Annotated in this window: 19 protein-coding genes; 10 read left to right on the top strand and 9 right to left on the bottom strand. The window is 36.2% G+C overall.

Going from position 1 to position 16,437, the window contains the following annotated elements; all coding sequences use genetic code 11:
• Positions 1-30: 30 nt before the first annotated feature.
• Positions 31-1,212 (bottom strand): MFS transporter, encoded by a 1,182-nt coding sequence (locus tag G5W_RS0112775; RefSeq protein ID WP_010097213.1) that lies wholly within the window; start codon positions 1,210-1,212, stop codon positions 31-33.
• A gap of 88 nt (positions 1,213-1,300) precedes the next feature.
• On the opposite strand from G5W_RS0112775, the gene G5W_RS0112770 reads away from it, so the two are divergent.
• The 5 genes from G5W_RS0112770 (at position 1,301) to G5W_RS0112750 (ending at position 8,577) form a co-directional block, all read left to right on the top strand.
• Positions 1,301-2,104, top strand: coding sequence for a YfkD famly protein (locus tag G5W_RS0112770; RefSeq protein WP_010097211.1), 804 nt, complete (start codon positions 1,301-1,303; stop codon positions 2,102-2,104).
• Positions 2,105-2,319: 215 nt separating this feature from the next.
• Positions 2,320-3,627, top strand: coding sequence for a Na+/H+ antiporter family protein (locus tag G5W_RS0112765; RefSeq protein ID WP_010097209.1), 1,308 nt, complete (start codon positions 2,320-2,322; stop codon positions 3,625-3,627).
• A 54-nt stretch (positions 3,628-3,681) separates the two neighbouring features.
• Positions 3,682-4,476: a delta-lactam-biosynthetic de-N-acetylase gene (gene pdaA / locus G5W_RS0112760; RefSeq protein ID WP_010097207.1), complete on the top strand. Its 795-nt coding sequence runs from the start codon at positions 3,682-3,684 to the stop codon at positions 4,474-4,476.
• Between the two features lie 117 nt (positions 4,477-4,593).
• Entirely contained in the window at positions 4,594-6,180 is a 1,587-nt protein-coding gene (gene mbcS, locus G5W_RS0112755) for an acyl-CoA synthetase MbcS (RefSeq protein WP_010097205.1), read from the top strand.
• 258 nt (positions 6,181-6,438) lie between these two features.
• Positions 6,439-8,577: an ATP-dependent Clp protease ATP-binding subunit gene (locus tag G5W_RS0112750; protein WP_010097203.1), complete on the top strand. Its 2,139-nt coding sequence runs from the start codon at positions 6,439-6,441 to the stop codon at positions 8,575-8,577.
• Positions 8,578-8,691: 114 nt separating this feature from the next.
• On the opposite strand, the gene G5W_RS0112745 is transcribed toward G5W_RS0112750, so the two are convergent.
• A complete protein-coding gene (locus tag G5W_RS0112745; RefSeq protein ID WP_010097201.1) occupies positions 8,692-8,874 on the bottom strand; it encodes a hypothetical protein in 183 nt (60 codons plus the stop codon).
• Positions 8,875-9,052: 178 nt separating this feature from the next.
• Here G5W_RS0112745 and G5W_RS0112740 point away from each other — a divergent pair, with 178 nt between their 5' ends.
• The 5 genes from G5W_RS0112740 to G5W_RS24300 all read left to right on the top strand — a co-directional run bounded on the left by G5W_RS0112740 (position 9,053) and on the right by G5W_RS24300 (position 11,967).
• The gene (locus tag G5W_RS0112740) at positions 9,053-9,928 is read left to right on the top strand and encodes a ComEC/Rec2 family competence protein (RefSeq protein ID WP_010097199.1); all 876 of its coding nucleotides are present in this window, start codon (positions 9,053-9,055) and stop codon (positions 9,926-9,928) included.
• A gap of 117 nt (positions 9,929-10,045) precedes the next feature.
• A complete protein-coding gene (locus G5W_RS0112735; RefSeq protein ID WP_010097197.1) occupies positions 10,046-10,426 on the top strand; it encodes a GntR family transcriptional regulator in 381 nt (126 codons plus the stop codon).
• Positions 10,410-11,264, top strand: a complete 855-nt coding sequence (locus tag G5W_RS0112730; RefSeq protein WP_010097195.1) for an ABC transporter ATP-binding protein — start codon at positions 10,410-10,412, stop codon at positions 11,262-11,264. Before G5W_RS0112735 ends, G5W_RS0112730 begins: the two co-directional genes overlap by 17 nt.
• Positions 11,265-11,266: 2 nt before the next feature.
• A complete protein-coding gene (locus G5W_RS24305) occupies positions 11,267-11,551 on the top strand; it encodes a hypothetical protein (RefSeq protein WP_010097193.1) in 285 nt (94 codons plus the stop codon).
• A gap of 20 nt (positions 11,552-11,571) precedes the next feature.
• Positions 11,572-11,967, top strand: a complete 396-nt coding sequence (locus G5W_RS24300) for a hypothetical protein (protein ID WP_010097191.1) — start codon at positions 11,572-11,574, stop codon at positions 11,965-11,967.
• Between the two features lie 45 nt (positions 11,968-12,012).
• Here G5W_RS24300 and G5W_RS0112720 read toward each other — a convergent pair whose 3' ends face one another.
• The 7 genes from G5W_RS0112720 to G5W_RS0112690 form a co-directional block, all read right to left on the bottom strand.
• A complete protein-coding gene (locus G5W_RS0112720; RefSeq protein WP_010097189.1) occupies positions 12,013-12,792 on the bottom strand; it encodes an ABC transporter permease in 780 nt (259 codons plus the stop codon).
• Complete coding sequence (locus tag G5W_RS0112715) at positions 12,792-13,703, bottom strand: ABC transporter ATP-binding protein (protein WP_010097187.1); 912 nt, start codon at positions 13,701-13,703, stop codon at positions 12,792-12,794. The genes G5W_RS0112720 and G5W_RS0112715 overlap by 1 nt, the downstream gene beginning before the upstream one ends.
• Complete coding sequence (locus G5W_RS0112710; RefSeq protein ID WP_010097185.1) at positions 13,703-13,894, bottom strand: PLD nuclease N-terminal domain-containing protein; 192 nt, start codon at positions 13,892-13,894, stop codon at positions 13,703-13,705. The genes G5W_RS0112715 and G5W_RS0112710 overlap by 1 nt, the downstream gene beginning before the upstream one ends.
• Before the next feature lie 20 nt (positions 13,895-13,914).
• A complete protein-coding gene (locus tag G5W_RS0112705; protein WP_010097184.1) occupies positions 13,915-15,012 on the bottom strand; it encodes a DUF1648 domain-containing protein in 1,098 nt (365 codons plus the stop codon).
• Entirely contained in the window at positions 15,013-15,402 is a 390-nt protein-coding gene (locus G5W_RS0112700) for a GntR family transcriptional regulator (RefSeq protein WP_010097183.1), read from the bottom strand. It lies immediately after the preceding gene.
• 243 nt (positions 15,403-15,645) lie between these two features.
• The gene (locus G5W_RS23340; RefSeq protein ID WP_010097182.1) at positions 15,646-15,762 is read right to left on the bottom strand and encodes a YfhE family protein; all 117 of its coding nucleotides are present in this window, start codon (positions 15,760-15,762) and stop codon (positions 15,646-15,648) included.
• Positions 15,763-15,857: 95 nt separating this feature from the next.
• Positions 15,858-16,412 carry a GNAT family N-acetyltransferase gene (locus tag G5W_RS0112690; protein WP_010097181.1) on the bottom strand — a complete coding sequence of 185 codons (555 nt, stop codon included), beginning with the start codon at positions 16,410-16,412 and terminating at the stop codon, positions 15,858-15,860.
• Positions 16,413-16,437: the final 25 nt, after the last annotated feature.

Raw genomic sequence — 16,437 nt, 5'->3', positions numbered from 1 at the left:
AGAACAAAAAACTGCCTCATTTACAAGTCTTTAAACGCCAACCTCATTCCTTACTGAATCCCGTTTTAGCACCATCGCAAACACTAATAGAGCAAGTACAATGGCAACCATATAGAAGAATGATACCTCTGGTAATACCTCGATAAATATTCCACCAACATATGGTCCGCCAAGGCTCCCGATACTAAATGCTATACTACAAAGCAAATTACCTGCAGGTAGCAAGGTAGTAGGGAGTAAGTCGGTCATGTATGATATGCCTAACGAGTATAAAGAACCTACGAAAACTCCAGCTAGTGTAAAGCAAATAAATAACGCGGTAACGGATGCTTCTAACAAAGCGGCTCCAATAAAACAAAATAGTCCAAGTGTCATTATAACGAGTAATATCTTTCTACGGCCAACTTTATCACTAAGGATTCCAAGTGGAAGTTGGGAAAGTAAACTTCCTCCAGCGAAACAAGGAATGATAAGGGAAAGCATATTAACATCATGTCCAATACGAAGGCCATAGATTGGAAATGTTGCATGTAAGGTTGCCTCTAAAAATCCATAAGCTAATGGTGGAAGGAGAGCAATCCAGGCAATTTTTGTTGTCAGGATAAATCGTTTAATAGAGCTATTATTCGAAGCCGTAGTAGTAACAACTTCACTTTCATCATTTGGCCATTTATTGCGGACAAACAACATGAGTGACCAGACTAATGTACTCAATAATGCAGATAAGATAAATGGTAGAGCCTGATTAATTTCCAATAATCTTGTAAATAAGGGTCCAAGAGCAAATCCCAACCCAAATGACATCCCATATAAAGAGATACTTCTCCCACGTGTTTTCTGGTCTACAGTTGTGGTTATCCATGTTTGTGTACCAAAGTGTAGCATATTATCGCCTATACCAATGGCAACACGTAAAATAAACCAAAACCAAAGTGCCTCCCATAATGGAAATAATGCAAGAGAAATAATAACCAATATACCACCAACTAGGATAATGGGCTTAAACCCATATTTTTGCATTGGCTTTTCCATAAAAGGTGATGCTATTAGGACACCGATATATAGCCCGGTTGCATGTAATCCATTCATAGAGGAAGAAATCCCTGCCTGCTCCAAGATAATGGCTAGTAATGGCATAAGCATTCCTTGCGATAAACCTGAAATCATAACTAGTAATATTAGTATCCAAAATCGGAAGCGATCTAAAATCATTTTCATTTCCCCCTGAAGAAGTGAATAATCCTATGTATAAAATTAAATACCCAATCAAAAAATAAGACAAAAAGAGAGGAATGGGTAGATGAACAACAAATATATCATAGCATTAATTACATTTCTAATCGCAATTCTAGCTCCGATTATTGTCTTTGGTGAAAAAGAGGCAGAGAAAAAGGAAGCCAAAGACAAATACGAAGTACCCAGTCATGTGCTGGATATAGCGAAAGAAAATACCTTTCCAAATTCTACAGAAGATGAGGAAGTAATTGAGCCTAGTGAGCTAACCCAAGAATTAATGGAAAGTACGGATGTGCCAATCTCAAACCCGAATTTAATTAAGATGTTGAATGAGACTTCCTTAGACCCTTCTCCAATCGGTATTGGTTATCGAGGAATGGTTTTTCTAGGGAGATGGCCACTTCATTATGAATCGGATGATACAAATATTAATTGGGAGTATCAGAAGATTAATGTAAATGAATTAAATAACTTTGGTGGTAAAGAAAATCAAAAGCTAAACTATAATCAACAGGCTCAAAAAGAAATAAAAGGAGCTTTAACCAATAAAATCGCCAACCCAGATGATGTAAAGCAAATGATGATTATGACTGCCAAACAAGCAACAAAACTGCCACTTTCTTATACAACTACAATCGGCGCAGGAACGAAAAAGGAAAATTCTTATAGTGTTCCTAGTCAGAAGTACGGTTATTTACACGCTTTTGCACCAGCTGTAAATGAAAAAGGAAAGGTAACGTTTGGAGAAGTTTACATCCAATTAAAAGGAACAAAGAAATACCTTGTTGTTAAGAATGTGACAAAACAAGGAATTGGTGCATGGATTCCAATTCAGGATCATGTCTCATTTTCATTCGAATTGAAATAGTTTCTAAAGCCCTAAAATCATACGGATTTTGGGGCTTTTTAGGCAGGTAAGATAGTGTTAGATTCTATCTCGCTAGTATAAGAAAAATTTATTACACGAGTTTTTCTAACATAAATTTGAATAACAAAATATAAGAATAAAATAATAAAGGGTTGATTTTATTGCTTTAATACTTTATTATAGTAAAGTGTTAAAGTTGGTTAGGGGGAAGAAAAATGGAATGGGTTGTCGTTGTTTCGGTATTATTACTGACAATTTTAAGTTTATTACGTGTCAATGTCATCGTGTCCATTATCATTGCAGCAGTTGCAGCAGGTTTAATGGCTGGACTAGATATAGTGGAATCTATTGAGATGCTTGTGCTCGGAATGGGTGGTCAAGCGAACACAGCTTTAAGTTATATTTTGCTTGGGGCATTTGCTGTAGCAATTAGTTATACCGGTATAACAACCATATTAGTGAATTTCTTAATACGTATTTTAACTGGTAAAAAGACGATGTTATTACTTGCCATCGCTGGTGTGGCATCTCTATCACAAAATGTTGTGCCGGTGCATATCGCTTTTATCCCGATATTAATCCCGCCACTGTTGAAGTTATTTGATCAAATGCGTGTGGATCGACGCGGAGTAGCGGTAGCATTAACCTTTGGATTAAAGGCACCATATATTATGATTCCTGCTGGGTTCGGGTTAATCTTCCATGGAATTATTTATGATGGTATGGTGCAAAACGGTGCTGAAATTACAATGGGAGAAATTGCCCTTTCTATGATTATCCCTGGACTAGGGATGGTAGCTGGATTACTGTTTGCTATCTTTGTTACGTATCGTAAGGATAAAGCACCTTTACCAGATGTAGATGGTGTCAAGAATGTTGGAGAAGCAGAAGAAAAAGAAATAACATTTAATCTGAAACATCTTTTCACATTAGTTTCTATTATTGGTGCACTAGTAGTTCAAATTATTACCGGGAATTTAGTAATTGGTGCACTAACAGGTTTAATTCTAATGGTAGTACTGCTTGTTGTTCCATTCTCAAAGACCGACAAGGTTATTACAGATGGTGTTAGTATGATGAGTACCATTGCATTTGTAATGTTAGTCGCTTCTGGTTATGGAAACATTTTAAAGGAAACTGGTGCAGTTGATGCATTAGTTGAAGTTTCTTCTAGCTTTTTGGGAGATAATAAAGCACTTATTGCATTTGTATTATTACTAGTAGGCTTATTGGTGACGATTGGGATTGGTTCATCGTTCGGAACGATTCCGATAATTGCAGCGTTATTTGTTCCAATCTGTCTATCAGCAGGATTTTCTCCACTAGCAACGGCAGCATTAATTGGTACTGCTGGTGCACTTGGGGATGCTGGTTCTCCTGCATCTGACAGTACTCTTGGACCAACTTCAGGTTTGAACGCAGATGGTAAGCACAATCACATATGGGATACATGTGTACCGACCTTTATTCACTTTAATATTCCTTTATTTATATTTGGTTGGGCTGCTGCACTTTTCCTCTAAGTGAATAAAAAAGGTTAATTTAGCAAAAGGTAAGAAAAAAATAGGTGGGGTAATATGCAACGATTGTTTTTCCTTTTATCAACTACCATTATTTTTTCTCTTACCTTTTTGTGTTTTTCAGCTGAAAAGGTAGAAGCTTTTGGTTGGGGATATAAAAAAAATCTGAATCATGAGATTCCAGATGTCGGTAAATACCGTGAAATCTTAAAGGAAAACGGTGCTTACTATGTAGATGATTCAGGAGACAAAACACTATACTTAACGTTTGACAATGGCTATGAGCAGGGCTTTACAGATGAGATATTGGATGTCTTAAAAAAAGAAAAGGTGCCTGCTACTTTTTTTGTGACTGGTCATTATGTCAATAGTGCTCCAGATCTAATTAAACGGATGGTTGATGAAGGTCATATTATTGGGAATCATTCGTACCATCATCCTGACTTTACAATCCTAACAAAGGATGTCATGAAACGAGAATTAGAGACATTAGAGAATGCAGTCGCAAAAGCTTCTAAGCAAGATGATATTAAGTATGTTCGCCCGCCTAAAGGGATGTTTAATCAACAGACACTTCAATGGGCAAATGATTTAGGCTATATTCATGTATTCTGGTCTCTTGCTATTATTGATTGGAATACCGGTGCTCAGAAGGGCTGGCAGTACGCGTATGACCAAGTCATGAACCAAATCCATCCGGGTGCGATTATTTTATTACATGCTGTTTCAGAAGATAATGCAACAGCATTAGAGAAGATTATCCAGGATTTAAAGAAAGAGGGTTACACCTTCAAGAGTTTGGATGACTTTGTCATAAAGGATAAAATGGGACAACCAATCTACGGTTTTTAAAAAGTAGTCTCAAAGGAGGATATTATCTTCTTTTGGGACTATTTTCTCGTAAGTATATTCTAAAATTTTTTAATTATTGATATAATAAGTGCTAAATATAGTAAGGGAGTTGAAAGGATGAAACGAGAAGACCTAATTGCTCCTAAAGACTACAACATCGTTATGGAAATCGAAAAACACGTCACAGATGAAGAGTCACGTAAAGCACTTATTTGGGAAGACGAAGTCGGTAGAAGAAGAGACATTACATATGGTCAATTAATGCGCAATGTAAATAAAATTGGAAGCGTTTTCCTAGAAAGTGGTTTAAAAAAGGGAGATAAGCTTCTTGTGATGATTCCGCGACGTATTGAAGCATATGAAGTTTATTTAGCGGCATTGAAAATAGGAATAATTGTAATACCTAGCTCTGAAATGTTAAAAACAAAAGATTTACAATATCGCATTAGTCATGGAGAAGTCAAAGGGGTGGTTAGTTTTCATGATTTCTCCGAACAATTTAAGGATATACATGAATATGACAAACTTCTAAAATTTGCAGTCGGAAGGCCAGTTGATGGCTGGTATTATTTAGATGGATTAATGGAGGATGCGTCGGTGTTACTAGAAGTAGCGGCCACCACCCGTGAAGACATTGCATTTATTTCCTATACATCTGGTACGACAGGTAATCCTAAGGGGGTTGTGCATACACATGGCTGGGGCTTTGCGCATTTAAAAACAGCGCCAGAGAACTGGTTATGTGTCAATAAAGGAGATAAAGTTTGGGCAACTGCAGGACCAGGTTGGCAAAAATGGATATGGAGTCCGTTTTTATCAGTTCTTGGGATGGGGGCAACAGGCTTTATATATTATGGAAAGTTTCATGCGGAAAAATATCTTCAGTTACTAGAAGAACATCAAATCAATGTTTTATGCTGTACACCAACAGAATATCGACTAATGGCAAAAGTGGATGATTTGAGTCAGTATAAGCTTCCACATCTACAAAGTGCTGTGTCAGCCGGCGAGCCATTGAATGTAGAGGTTATCGATACGTTCCGTAAGTACTTTCATGTAACAGTCCGTGATGGATATGGTCAAACGGAAAATACATTATTATTAGGTGTCATGAAAAACATGGAAGTAAAACCAGGATCCATGGGAAGACCTACACCGGGTAATGATGTAGAAATAATAGATCAATATGGTGAACCAGTTGAGACAGGAGAAATTGGAGATATAGCGGTTCGGTTAAACAGTCCTGCTTTGTTTAAGGAGTACTACAAGGACCCAGAGCGGACCAATAAAGCAAAACGAGGAGATTATTATATCACTGGAGATCAAGCGCGGAAAGATGAAGATGGGTACTTCTGGTTTGAAGGTCGTAGTGACGATATTATTATCAGCTCCGGTTATACCATAGGCCCATTTGAGGTTGAAGATGCATTGGTAAAACATCCTTTCGTACAAGAATGTGCTGTGGTGGCAAGTCCAGATGAAATACGTGGGAGTATTGTAAAAGCCTTTGTTGTATTAAAAGACAATGCGAAAGGAGAAGAACAGGAAATAATACAGGAATTGCAAAATCATGTGAAGAACCTAACTGCTCCATATAAATACCCTCGTGAAATAGAATTTATTGATGAACTTCCAAAAACTATATCTGGAAAGATCAGAAGGGTGGAGTTACGTAACAAAGAATTGGCAAAGAATGTGAAGTAATAGTTAATAAAAGGTGAAAGGCAGCTGATAAGCTGTCTTTTTTTTGTCATATAATCAAGGTAGAGTTAGCTAGCGTAGAGGATATAGTCCCTGTTCGGGAGGAAATAGTCCCAATGCGAAAGAAAATAATCCTTCCCAAAAAAATTAATCAAAACACTTGAAAGTCAAAAAAGGTCAGAGTATAATAAAATCACAAGGTCAAAGATAGTCAAAGTCAAACTAAAAGGTTTGACTATTAAATAGTAGGAGGAATGGAAAATGAAATGTCAAAAATGTGGTGTGAATGAAGCTAATATTAATATGGCAATGCAAATGAATCATGAAAAGATGCAGATGCACCTTTGCAATTCATGTTTCCGTGAAATCCAAGAAAATATGATGAACGCCAATGGATTTTTCTCTAATCCATTTGATGGAGAAAATACGGAAGACATTTTTCATGGCTTTGCGAATGGCTCAGCCAATTCAAATACAACGACAAAAACGCAAACGAAGAAAACGAAACGTAAAGGTTTACTAGACCAACTAGGTAGAAATCTAACAGATGCCGCGCGCACTGGTGAAATTGATCCAGTAATAGGTCGTAATCAAGAAGTGAAACGAGTGATCGAAACCTTAAATAGAAGAACAAAAAACAATCCAGTCCTAATTGGGGAGCCAGGTGTAGGTAAGACAGCAATTGCAGAAGGACTTGCTCTAAAAATAGTGGAAGGTCAAGTACCTGCAAAACTAATAAACAAGGAAGTCTATATTCTTGATGTTGCTTCACTTGTAGCAAACACTGGTATTAGAGGTCAATTTGAAGAACGTATGAAACAATTGATTAAAGAGTTACAGAATCGCCAAGATACCATACTCTTTATTGACGAAATTCATCTATTAGTAGGGGCTGGCACTGCGGAGAGTTCTCAAATGGATGCAGGAAACATCTTAAAACCTGCATTAGCACGAGGAGAACTACAAATTATTGGTGCGACAACATTAAAAGAGTATCGCCAAATTGAAAAAGACGCTGCATTGGAGCGTCGCTTCCAACCAATTATGGTCAAAGAGCCTACTATTGAAGAATCTATTCAGATTCTAAATGGTATAAAAGACCGTTACGAGAAATTCCATGAGGTTCGCTATTCTGAGGAAGCAATTAAGGAGTTTGTTACTTTGTCTGCTCGTTATATACAAGATCGTTTCTTACCCGATAAGGCGATTGATTTGATGGATGAAGTAGGTTCCCGCTTAAATCTTGCTAATTCACAAAATGACTCCATCTCAATTCAAAGTCGTATTGATGAAATTGTGAAGGAAAAAGAAGCGGCTGCAGAGGAAGAGGACTATGAACGTGCAGCAAATCTACGCTACCAAGAAATTCAATTACAAAAACAGCTTGAGAAAGCAAAAGGTGAAGAACAAGTAATTGATGTAGATATTACTGATATACAACTAATTGTAGAAGAAAAAACAGGTATACCTGTCACCAAACTACATGCCGATGAACAAGAAAAAATGAAGAATCTTACTGAGAATCTAGGTAAGAAAGTAATTGGTCAGAATGAAGCAGTTGGAAAGGTAGCAAAAGCAATCCGACGTAGCCGTGCAGGATTAAAGTCCAAACATCGTCCAATTGGTTCCTTCTTATTCGTAGGGCCAACTGGTGTAGGTAAAACAGAGTTAACGAAAGCACTAGCAGAAGAATTATTTGGAACTCGTGAGGCGATGATTCGTCTTGATATGAGTGAATATATGGAGAAACATTCTGTCTCTAAAATTATCGGTGCTCCTCCAGGATATGTTGGTCACGACGAAGCTGGTCAATTAACTGAACGTGTCCGTCGTAGTCCATACTCCATTATATTATTGGATGAGATCGAAAAAGCACATCCAGATGTACAAAATATGTTCCTACAAATCATGGAAGATGGTCATTTAACCGATTCACAAGGTAGAAAGGTAAGCTTTAAAGATACGGTTATTATCATGACAAGTAATGCTGGAACTGGATTTAAACCGATTACGGTAGGATTCAATAACGGTAAACATGAATCTGTATCCACATTAGAAAATTTAAGTGCATACTTTAAGCCAGAGTTTTTAAATCGTTTTGACGCGATTATTACCTTTAACGAATTAACTGAAGATAACTTAATGCGCATCATTGACTTAATGCTAGGAGAATTAACAGAAACAATTAAAGAAAGTAGCATAGAAATTACGATTACAAATGATGCGAAAAAAGCACTGGTTAAACAAGGATATGATCCAAAATTCGGTGCACGTCCATTACGTCGTGTTATACAAGATAAGATTGAAGATCCACTAACAGATTTACTGTTAGAATCAGAACATGTTAACAAGGTACATGTTTGTGTCAAAAATGGTGAGGTTGTCGTAAGTAAAGGTTAATATAATTCAAGCCGCTGAATAATCAGCGGCTTTATTTTATGTTCTTTAGTATTAATTCACAGGTGTATACACGGTTGCGCTATTTCAAAGGTCGTCCCCTCTTTGTAACAGAATTTATTGTTTTTTTGCTAGGTAGGCAGCTAAAATAGATGCAATCCCAAGGGAAAAGAAACTAATCGATATATATTGTTCTTTTATCGGTACATTGTTTTCAACAAATAGAAAGATTCCAAGCACTAGGAAAATAATACCGAAGCCAAAGTATATCTTTCCAAATGCTGTAAGTCGTTTAAACAAATATAACATCCCCTAAAGTTAACTTTGGAGATTATATACGTAAATTAACTGAAAAGGTTTCAAAAAAAGTGCCATAAATATTTCCTCTAAACCGTGAAAAGATAAGATATAGGTTTCACTGAGAACCATTTATTCTAACTGGAATTTGATTAAGATTTCTATAAAGGATGTATCCGTCATGCTGCAATACAAATCTATTGTATTATTTCTGATATTAATTTTCGTTATGTTTGCGGCGCTTGACACTACACCTGCATATGGTCAGCAATCCAAACATATGGATGTACATTTTATAAATGTAGGGCAAGGAGATAGTATCTTTATCATCACTCCAAATAACAAAAATATATTAATCGATGCAGGTCCGCCTAAAGCTGGAAAAAAAGTAGTCCGTTACCTAAAGGGGCTTGGGATTAAGAAACTTGATCTAGTCATTGCTACACATCCGGACCGTGATCATATTGGTGGATTTCCAGCGGTACTAAAGGAATTCAAAGTAAAAAAATTACTCGACTCCGGAAAGTTACATGTGACAAGAGCATATGCAAGCTATATTAAATCGGTCAAAGATCAAGAGATTCCAATGACCATTGCTAAGGTAGGAAAAGAAATACGTGTTGATACAATATTGGATATTCGAATATTAAACGCTTATAGTGCACATAAAACCAATAATCAATCCTCCATCGCATTAAAGTTAAGTTATAATGACGTCGACTTTTTATTTTTAGGAGATATTGAGGATGCCCAAGAGGAGAAGATAGCTAAAACGTATGATGTACGAGCAGAAATTGTCAAAGTGGCGCATCATGGCTCAAAAACAAGTAGTTCTAGTCAATTTCTGGAGCAGGTTGATCCTGATGTGGCGATTATTACGTACAGTAAATATAACAAATATGGTCATCCAGTTAACCGTGTTATTGAAAAGCTTTTTCAGATGGATACACATATTTTTTCAACCGCTGTCTATGGTGATTTAGTCATATCTACGGAAGGCAAACATTATTCAATCTTTCCGCAAAAGTCTCCATTACAAGGAATATTAGAGAGATAAAATTGAGCGAAGAGTCCTATTTGGGACTCTTTTTTATTTTTTTCTATTGACAATATTAATAGCTTGTTATATGGTTAGTTACATAAGTAATTAACCACTTAACAAAGGAGGTTAAAAATGAAAAATAATCTAGATGATAACAAACCTATATTCCTCCAAATAAAGGAGCAGCTAGAGGACTCTATTATTAATGACTCCATTAAGGCGAATGAAAGAGTACCATCCACAAATGAATTTGCAACGTTTTATAATATTAATCCAGCTACAGCCGGAAAAGGAATAAATGAGCTAGTAGCGGAAGGAGTCTTATATAAACGAAGGGGTGTTGGGATGTTTGTTGCAGAGGATGCAAAAGAAATTTTAATTGAAAAGCGCCAGAAAACTTTTTTTGATAATTTCATTTTGCCTTTAAAAGAGGAAGCAAAAAAACTCAGAATTAGTGATACAGATTTAATGAATATGCTAAAAGGGGATGATGGGGATGATAATAGAGGTTAAAGATTTGTCGAAGCGTTATGGTAATAAACTTGCATTAGATTCAGTGACCTTTTCGTTAGAGGAGCCAAGAATTTATGGATTGCTTGGTAGAAATGGGGCAGGAAAAACCACATTTATGGAAATCCTAGCTGGCCAGATATTAGCAACAGAAGGGGAAATCTTAATTGATGGCGAGCCTCCATTTGATAATGTAAAACTGACAGAATCAATCTGTTTAATTAAAGAGGGACAAAACTTTAAAAGGGAATTAACGATTAAAAATGTCTTAAAAATCAGTTCTTATTTCTATCCAACTTGGGATGATGATTTAGCCCAGAGCCTTGTTGAAGAATATAATCTCAATATTAAAGCGAAGGTTAAGACTTTATCGAAAGGGATGGAATCTGCTCTTGGAATCATAGTTGGGCTAGCAAGCAAGGCACCAATTACAATCTTTGATGAACCATATATTGGGCTAGACGCTGCCGCTCGTAAAAAGTTTTATGAAATCTTGTTAAGGGAGTATGAGGAAAATCCTCGTACGATCATTTTCTCTACCCACCTAATCGATGAAGTAAGCTTAATGTTTGAGGAGGTAATCATTCTACAAGGTGGTAAATTAGCTCTTCAGGAAGATGCAGAGGTGTTACGGAATAAGGCTTGTGCTGTATCGGGAACAGTAGAAGCAGTAGAAAAATTTATTCTAGACAAGGAAGTTATTACAACAAAACAGCTAGCTGGTATGATGACAGCTTATGTGTTCGGGCACATGGAAGAAGCAAGAATTGCAGGGTTGTCTGTTGAGGGAGTACCAATTCAAGACTTAATGATCTATCTAACGGAAAAGGAGGGAGCGTAAGGATGAATAAGCAAATGAATGGGCTATTGTATTATTTGGTAACTGATATTCGTCATTCTATGAAAATCTTTTGGGCAATTTTATTATCCATTTTAGTTGTTAGTGTTACTTTTGCTTACTTTCTGTTGGGGTTTGAAGATGGGAAAATGGCTTTTGGATTTCCTTTTGCAACTTATTTCTTCTGTATTATCACTGGTTTTGTTACAGTTAAGGAAAGTATTCCATTTGCAATTAAAATGGGTGCAACCAGAAAAAACATATATATTGCTATCGCCATTTTTTCTTAGGTCTTTCTGTTGTAAAGGCCGTGGTTTCCAGTACTGTACAAGAAATTGTATTATCAGTTAATAAGATTATCGGCATAGATAGTTTTATATTCTTACACTTTGCAATGTTGGTCGACGATAATTGGATCAATCGGGTTATTATTGATACGTTTGTTATGTTCTTCCTATTAACATTTATGTTTGTAATGGGTCTACTATTCTATAAGTTTGGTTTTGCAGGTGGAGGTATCGTAGCAGGGATTCTAGCTGTAGCTTTCCTAATTGGTGTTGCAAAGGGCTGGATTTATAACTTTATTATTGATATCGTGAAACAGTTTGATATCCTATTCTTTTATCAAGTGTTCGGAATTGGATTGCTCTTATATCTATTCTCCTTTGTATTTATAAGAAAGATTACAATTGAAAGACGTCATTAAAGAGAGAAGGACATCCTCCATAATCGGAAGATGTCCTTTTAATAATTAACCAGCCATTTCTTTTCGCTTGAGAAATTGACTGGAAAGGAGTATTAAGGTTAAGGACAGTGCCGTTGTAATAATTCCAGTAAGGATTAAATCTTTGCTAATCTCACCAGTTGAAATAGTATCTATGATATATTCTGTTATATTATTTGGACTCCAATCTAGAATATGGTGAAAAATCTTTGTAATCATACTCATCACCATAATCGATAGAATGGAAAAGAATGCAACCAAACCACTCGATTTAAACAACGTATTATAAAAGATGGTCAAAGAAACAACGAATGTAAGCCAGATACCATAAAAGAAAAATGTTGTTACGAAATCACCAAAGCTTAGCGTGCCAAAAAGAATGTTTATATAATACCAGCTTACTAAGATGCCAAGAAATAAAGATACCCATACTAATAATAAATAGGAAACCCATTTAGCAGTGATGTAATTCATGTAAGAAACAGGCTTTACTAAGACAAGTTCTGATACCCCGCTTTTTCTTTCACCGGATATCGTACCCATTGAAATAAGAACAATTACTAAAACACCTAACATACTAAGCTGTGAAAGAGTCATTAATAAAACCTCTGATGGAGCATACTCAGGTAATTCTTCTATAACAACGCCACTTGGCATACCACCTGTAGCCTCAATGATGTAGGGCAAGTAATAGGTTGTCAAAGGGTCCATTATAGATAACAATATAATCACTAAAGGTACCCAAATCCACTTTTTATTTCGCCAGTTTTCCAGTAACTCTTTTTGAAATAATGTCATCCACTGCATTAGTTATTCACCACCTTCATAAACATATCCTCTAACGATGCTTGGTCAATAGAGAATGAGGTTATCGGCCATCTCTCCTGATCTGCTAAAGATAAAATGGCCTCTCGGACTTTTTTTACATTATCCGAGGTAATATAAAGGGTACCTCTTTCGATTTTTGTATTTCTAACATGATTCAAGTTAGCCACTATAGTCTGATAATCATGAATCTCATCTTCTACTTGTAACGCCATAACAGTAGTTTGATATTTATTTCGTAACTCCTGTAATGAGCCTGATTCAATAATCTGACCTTTATGGAGCAGAAGTAGTTCATCGCTAACTTCCTCTGCGTCATTAAGTATGTGGGTGGAGAACAATATTGTGATTTCCTGCTTTAATTTTTCTAGAAGACCTAGTACCTCTCGACGACCAATTGGATCAAGGGAAGCAACTGGTTCATCTAAGATTAGTAGTTTTGGTTTGTGGATGATTGCTTGAGCGATACCTAGTCGCTGCTTCATTCCACCAGAATAACGAGAAATTCGTTCATCTTGTGATTCCTTTGCAATGTTAACCACCTCTAATAGTTCAGCTGCTCGCTTCGTCGCTTCTTCTTTCGTTAGTTTCGCTAATTTTCCGCTGTAGATTAAAAATTCTCTACCAGTCATCCAAGAATGGAAGGCAGGATATTGGGGGAGATAGCCTATCCACTTTCGAATATCCTGATTTGTCGTACTAGATTCGAATTGAATGGTACCTTCTGTTGGCTTTAAAAGTCCCGCAAGCGTTCTTAATGTTGTTGTCTTCCCAGCGCCGTTTGGACCAATCAATGCAATACATTTTTGATATCCAAAATCAAAGCTAATATTATTTACTACTATTTTTGATCCGTATTTTTTCGTTAGGTTCTTAACAGTTACTAATGTCATTAATCCTTCCTCCTTCCAATAATAAAGTAGAGAACAGGTCCAAGAATGTTACCAAGGACTATTATAAATGCCCAAAGCCATTTTGGGCCGTTTGTATCGCTCGCTTTTATTAAGTCCACTAGTGCTACAACTACAAGTATGAATTGAATAATGAGTAAAGGGGCCAATAATGCCCAATTAATATCTAACATAAAACCACTCCAATCATAATTTAAATGCCAAGAAGTGTGGGTATTCCAACCGCTAATAAAATAATCACAATAAAGATAATCCAAGCTAGTGGTCTTGCCAAATTAATTGTCCAACCAACTCCAAAGCGTTTTTCTAAAAACATTGCAGGATCTTGCTTATTAAAGTAAAACATACCAAGTTTCCAGTGCTTATCATCATCACGGTCTATTATTTCTCCATTTGAACCAGTTGCAACTTTAACACGACTTCCACCCTGTCCGGTCGTAATGGACAGAATAATCGCCCAACCTACTAATACAATGACAAATATTGCTGTAACTAAATTAATTAACTGCGAATTTATAGAGAAAATAATGGTTAGTTGAATGAATGAGAATAGTAAGGTAACGCCTATTCCAGTACCAATTAAATAGGCAGACCATCTTCTTCGAAAAACAATATTTTGTTGCATGGACTCTTCAGGTTTCTCAGCACTTATTTGTTGTTTTGCTTTGGCAATCATTGCGTTTAAAAACATAAATAATAGGCTTAAGTATAGACTTATTATTGGCATAGCGAGTGCTGAACGAACGGACTTTGTTGCCCAGTTCGTAACTAGACCATCAAAGTTATATTGAATTGGAATTTGATTAGGAATATGATCAAAGTATCTAAGTGTAATAGCGATAGTAGCAAATGTAATAAGAAATGATACTCCAAACCAAAGATTTGAATGCGTGAGTTTTTGTTTTCGGAAATCTGTTGATACAAATACTTGCTGAGACTTTTCCTTTCCCCAGTTTTCACGCAGCTTTAACCTTTTCATTACTTGGTGAAAGTATAGATAAACGAAAAATGTTGCCAGGATATACAGAAATATAAGAGCGGAAAAAAGGATGGCAATTACATTGTCATTATAATGGAACGAGTTAAACAGAAAGAATAGAATAGCCACGATTATACTAGCTAATCCTGTTATTGATACATAGCGCTTTCTCAATTGCTTAAGCTTGTCGGTATAATAGATTGCTTCTGGGATTGTTACACCAAAGCTTTCTGTTCTTCTTGTCCAGTAGGGGATAAACATAGTTGAGATAAATGCTGGAAGTAAAATGGTAAATAAAAGGATCATATTCATCTACGAGTGACCTCCTTGATAAGTTTTATAAATCGATTTACAAAGTTCGACAAATTCTGCCTCACTAACTTCACGGCAGATAGATTCTGCAACATAAGGGCGTAAATGGTGGATAAGTCGTTTCTTATAATCTTCATCAGCCTTAGGAACGCCCTCTGGATGAATAACAACACCCTTTTGTCGGTGAATCTGGATAAAACCTTCTTGTTTTAATTGTTGATAGGCTTTATTTACGGTATGAAGGTTGATGCCGATATCAGAAGCAAGCGAGCGTACAGAGGGTAAACTATCGCCAGGTTGCAATTCTTTTCGAGCAATGCCATCAATAATTTGATGAACTAGCTGTTGATAAATTGGTTCATCGGATTCGAAATCTAAATTAATAAGCATATCGTACACCCCTTTCATTGTTCTAACTGTTATATTCATAGTATAACAGTTAGAACAAGAAGTCAATAGCATATTAAATCACATATTTGTCCACAACCCTTAGGCTTTAAGAATAGGATTAATAGTTTTTATCCACAATATCCACAGGCGGTTGTGAATAGTTACTAACAGATAAGTGTTAATAAATTATGGATGTTATATTAGATATTTCCGTTAACTGCCAAAAAAAAAAGACCGAAGCATTTAGCTTCGATCTGTTCGCTGTCTTGCACGATCTGCACGTTTGAATTCCTTTTGGTAAAGGACCTCTTGTGTTTTATTTAAATACTTATCCCTGACTTCGCGTTTTTCCTTTGACATAATTATCCCTCACTTTTTAACGTAGGTAGGGGGTATGCAACCCCAAGGATTACTCTACTGTTTAGGATAACCAAACCTGTCATATTTAAACAATATTATACTACTTCATTATCAGCATCTGCTTTAATAGTGGCAAATTGTTGATAAGAAAGATAATGTTCTTTTGAAATCGCAAAAATATCGTAAATTTCTTCGGATTGATTCACTTTTTGGTAGATTTCTGGGTAAATAGTGTTGCCAAGCGCAACATAAGGAAGTTTAAGGACGGCTTTCGTGGAACGGATGTTGGTTTTTCTAACTTTCATGAAGATCGTTTCGATACCATGAGTGTAGAATAACTCATCAAAGAATTGCTCCTTAGCCAGTCTGTTATATCCTTTTCCAAAATAAGGTTGGCCAATCCAAGTTGCCAAAAAACCGTGATTTTCTTCGATATCAAATAGGTTTATGGTACCGATTGGCTGCTGGTATTCATCTAGAATCGTCCTAGAGATTAACTCACCATTTTCTTCTGCTTCAATTGTTTTCTTCGTAAGGAAATAAAACTCATCTGTTGTAGATGCTTTGTGTCTTACATATGGAAATACTTCTGGGTGTGACATCAGTTCAAACAATACTGGCACCTCATGTAAATCACGCTTCTTTAGCATAAAAAACCCTCCTTATTTGCGCAGG

The organism is Ornithinibacillus scapharcae TW25, assembly GCF_000190475.1.
GTDB lineage: Bacteria > Bacillota > Bacilli > Bacillales > Amphibacillaceae > Ornithinibacillus > Ornithinibacillus scapharcae.
The sequence above is the reverse complement of the archived record's forward strand: the minus strand, read 5'-3'. Positions and strand labels throughout refer to the sequence as shown.

Bases quoted from the DNA above. Each gene is read 5' to 3' on its own strand.
- G5W_RS0112775 (WP_010097213.1), bottom strand. From the start codon at position 1,212: ATGATTTTAGATCGCTTCCGATTTTGGATACTAATATTACTAGTTATG.
- G5W_RS0112770 (WP_010097211.1), top strand. From the start codon at position 1,301: ATGAACAACAAATATATCATAGCATTAATTACATTTCTAATCGCAATT.
- G5W_RS0112765 (WP_010097209.1), top strand. From the start codon at position 2,320: ATGGAATGGGTTGTCGTTGTTTCGGTATTATTACTGACAATTTTAAGT.
- pdaA (WP_010097207.1), top strand. From the start codon at position 3,682: ATGCAACGATTGTTTTTCCTTTTATCAACTACCATTATTTTTTCTCTT.
- mbcS (WP_010097205.1), top strand. From the start codon at position 4,594: ATGAAACGAGAAGACCTAATTGCTCCTAAAGACTACAACATCGTTATG.
- G5W_RS0112750 (WP_010097203.1), top strand. From the start codon at position 6,439: ATGAAATGTCAAAAATGTGGTGTGAATGAAGCTAATATTAATATGGCA.
- G5W_RS0112740 (WP_010097199.1), top strand. From the start codon at position 9,053: ATGCTGCAATACAAATCTATTGTATTATTTCTGATATTAATTTTCGTT.
- G5W_RS0112735 (WP_010097197.1), top strand. From the start codon at position 10,046: ATGAAAAATAATCTAGATGATAACAAACCTATATTCCTCCAAATAAAG.
- G5W_RS0112730 (WP_010097195.1), top strand. From the start codon at position 10,410: ATGATAATAGAGGTTAAAGATTTGTCGAAGCGTTATGGTAATAAACTT.
- G5W_RS24305 (WP_010097193.1), top strand. From the start codon at position 11,267: ATGAATAAGCAAATGAATGGGCTATTGTATTATTTGGTAACTGATATT.
- G5W_RS0112720 (WP_010097189.1), bottom strand. From the start codon at position 12,792: ATGCAGTGGATGACATTATTTCAAAAAGAGTTACTGGAAAACTGGCGA.
- G5W_RS0112715 (WP_010097187.1), bottom strand. From the start codon at position 13,703: ATGACATTAGTAACTGTTAAGAACCTAACGAAAAAATACGGATCAAAA.
- G5W_RS0112710 (WP_010097185.1), bottom strand. From the start codon at position 13,894: ATGTTAGATATTAATTGGGCATTATTGGCCCCTTTACTCATTATTCAA.
- G5W_RS0112705 (WP_010097184.1), bottom strand. From the start codon at position 15,012: ATGAATATGATCCTTTTATTTACCATTTTACTTCCAGCATTTATCTCA.
- G5W_RS0112700 (WP_010097183.1), bottom strand. From the start codon at position 15,402: ATGCTTATTAATTTAGATTTCGAATCCGATGAACCAATTTATCAACAG.
- G5W_RS23340 (WP_010097182.1), bottom strand. From the start codon at position 15,762: ATGTCAAAGGAAAAACGCGAAGTCAGGGATAAGTATTTAAATAAAACA.
- G5W_RS0112690 (WP_010097181.1), bottom strand. From the start codon at position 16,412: ATGCTAAAGAAGCGTGATTTACATGAGGTGCCAGTATTGTTTGAACTG.